We start from the raw sequence: 2637 nt of genomic DNA on the forward strand, positions 1-2637 counted from the left end.
AAATGATGGTATTTTTCCGTATCGAAAAGACCAGGTTTGTTGATGGATAAAAAATTATATTTGAACAAAGGTGTTTGCCGAAAAAAATGAAGCATATCGCTCTCATCCAACCCATTGGCATAAAGTGCACCTACCAAGGCACCTGCACTGACCCCAGAAATTATTTCAGCATTAATTCCGTGTTCCTTAAGGGCTTTAATTACACCAATGTGAGCCATTCCCTTAACACCACCCCCAGAAAGTACCAGGCCAATAGCCTTGCCCTCTATTTTATTTTTTGCCAATTTCACTTGCAACTAAATAAAAAAATGGAGGTCGGTATTTCCGACCTCCAATAATTTGGTTTAAGAAATTTTAATATTTCTGGAAGGTTTTTGAATAGCTTCCTCTTTTTTAGGTAAATGAATGCTGAGCACTCCATCTTTGTACTCTGCCTTTATCTTATCCTCTACTATGGTTTCGGGCAGTGAGAAAGAACGTTTAAAAGAAGAATAACCAAATTCTCTTCTAGTATAATTTTCTTCTTTTTGCTCGTTGCTTTCCTCAATTTCTGTTGAAATAGACAGTACCTTGTTGTCAAGATCAATGTTAAAATCCGACTTTTTTAACCCAGGTACGGCCATATCAACAAAATAAGCATCTTTGGTTTCCCTTATATTAACTTTGGGAAGCGTAATCCCCGTGTTAAAATTGGAATTTAATACCGAAGGAAGCTCTCTGTTAAACATTTCATCTATCCAAGATGACCATGCCGGGAAGGTAAGACCATTTGTAGTTGTCATACCTCCATTTTTAATTGTTGCTAAATTGCTCATAATTGTAAAAATTTTAAGTTAGACATTAATTCAAATAATCGAAATATTTCGTACAAATTAAATGCCAAAATAGTAGTTAAACGCAAAAGAAAAGTTGATTTAAAATTTTTTTAAGAAAAATGGAATCCGACAGTTGAGATACACAAAAGTAATGAATGTCAAAATGACATTTTGGAACAATGAAAATGACATTTTTTCATTTTTATTAGGCTTTAAAATACAATAATTTTTCTATTTAAAAGGACTGTCAGTTTCTACATAAGTGTCACCTTTTTACCCATTATTTCCTTATCTATTTGGCATAGAATTTGAAATTTTTATGTTGTATAGCTGATACTCAAAAAAATACAAATCAGTTCATCAACTTGTTTAATAAAAATATAAGAAAGATGGAAACTAAAGATAAAAACACTAAAAAAGGACTTTATGGTTTGGCTTCGCTCAATTTTGAAGGATTGATACGCTCAAAAGAAAATAACGATAAGGATGAATTTAAAAAATTGATTCAAAATGTTTTGCCCCATGTTAGAAATTACATAAATCAAAGACTGGGTGATTTAATTCGAAAGAGAAATCTTCCAAGAGGGAAATATAAAACGGAAGATTTTGTTAATAATTTATATATTGAGGCTTATGAACATATTGGCGAATTGGGCAATTCTGAAGAATTGCATACTTGGTTATTCAAAAAAGCTGATGAACTTATAGATAATACTCTGGTACAGGAAGAGTTCAACGAATTTTATTTTAAGAATATCGAAAAATACTCTAAAATAGAGTGGGATCAAATGGAAGAGAATTTTAGTACCGATGGCGATGGCGATTTAATGATGCTAGAGGAATTTGATGATCCTTCTTATCGTAAACCGGAATACAGTTTAGATGATGTTTTTGTGCAAGAAAATCCTGAGGAAGCACTGCTCGATAAACTTAATTTCGAGTTAAGTCAAAACCAAATGCATAATCATATTGATTTAATTCTGCACCATTTGCCAGCACCAATGAAATCTATATATGATTTATCTGTAAACCAAAAATTCGGAACTTCAGAAATTGCTAAAATTAAAGGGTTTTCAGTAAGGCAAGTTGAACAATATCTTGAAAAGACCAGAGAGGCTATTCGGAAAAGTTTTGAAAAACGATTTAATGGAGATTGATGTATAAAATTATATATTTTTCAGTATGACAGGGTCTTTTAAGTTATTACCAATAATTTTCTGAATAATTGAAACAATTTTTCTGAGGAGTTTTACGTTAGTTATTTATCAACCGCTAAACCGACCCAAAATGAAAAAAAGAATTACCAAGCTAAGTATAAATTTTGTTAACTATTTAATTGCTCTACCCTTATTGGCTTTATTGCTTTTTACCAACCAGAATGAAGAGATGACCAGATTGCTTACGCTATTGAAAACTAGTACGGAAATATAATTAACATTAAACCAAACTATATTAAACAAAAAAATCTTCCAAACTATTGGAAGATTTTTTTGTTAGACCATACAGCTGGTATATTTACTTTGATGTGGCCTTGTATATAACGGCTGCCAAAACACCCATAATAATATTAAATACAACATAAATCAAACCATTGACCAAAGCACCTTGAAAGTCTAAAAGGTTACTGGTAGCATAATCAATAATACCACTACCAAAACCTACCATTATACCGACCCAAAGTCCAAATTGAGCTCCTTGAGATATACTGTGAATACCTCTAGCCCATTTTGAATAAATTGTAGAAAAAGCAAATGCCATAATTACACAGCCAATAGCTAAATGAATAAAATCAGGTGGATTTTTCATTACACCAGTGGCGTTA

Annotated in this window: 5 protein-coding genes; 2 read left to right on the top strand and 3 right to left on the bottom strand. The window is 31.8% G+C overall.

All coding sequences use genetic code 11. The features are described from left to right. Both UMM65_RS17540 and UMM65_RS17545 read right to left on the bottom strand, forming a co-directional pair. Window positions 1–284 (bottom strand): patatin-like phospholipase family protein (locus tag UMM65_RS17540; protein WP_321978467.1); only part of this gene is annotated, 284 nt, incomplete at its 3' end. 60 nt (window positions 285–344) lie between these two features. After that, entirely contained in the window at window positions 345–815 is a 471-nt protein-coding gene (locus UMM65_RS17545) for an Hsp20/alpha crystallin family protein (RefSeq protein ID WP_321978469.1), read from the bottom strand. A gap of 389 nt (window positions 816–1204) precedes the next feature. Here UMM65_RS17545 and UMM65_RS17550 point away from each other — a divergent pair, with 389 nt between their 5' ends. Continuing rightward, window positions 1205–1972, top strand: coding sequence for an RNA polymerase sigma factor (locus UMM65_RS17550; protein ID WP_321978471.1), 768 nt, complete (start codon window positions 1205–1207; stop codon window positions 1970–1972). A gap of 130 nt (window positions 1973–2102) precedes the next feature. Then, window positions 2103–2246, top strand: a complete 144-nt coding sequence (locus UMM65_RS17555; RefSeq protein WP_321978473.1) for a hypothetical protein — start codon at window positions 2103–2105, stop codon at window positions 2244–2246. Window positions 2247–2330: 84 nt separating this feature from the next. Here UMM65_RS17555 and UMM65_RS17560 read toward each other — a convergent pair. Then, on the bottom strand, window positions 2331–2637 hold a 307-nt coding region (locus UMM65_RS17560), incomplete at its 5' end, for a hypothetical protein (protein WP_321978475.1).

This window comes from Aureibaculum koreense (assembly GCF_034296135.1).
Lineage (GTDB): Bacteria > Bacteroidota > Bacteroidia > Flavobacteriales > Flavobacteriaceae > Aureibaculum.

Bases quoted from the DNA above. Each gene is read 5' to 3' on its own strand.
- UMM65_RS17550 (WP_321978471.1), top strand. From the start codon at position 1,205: ATGGAAACTAAAGATAAAAACACTAAAAAAGGACTTTATGGTTTGGCT.
- UMM65_RS17555 (WP_321978473.1), top strand. From the start codon at position 2,103: ATGAAAAAAAGAATTACCAAGCTAAGTATAAATTTTGTTAACTATTTA.
- UMM65_RS17545 (WP_321978469.1), bottom strand. From the start codon at position 815: ATGAGCAATTTAGCAACAATTAAAAATGGAGGTATGACAACTACAAAT.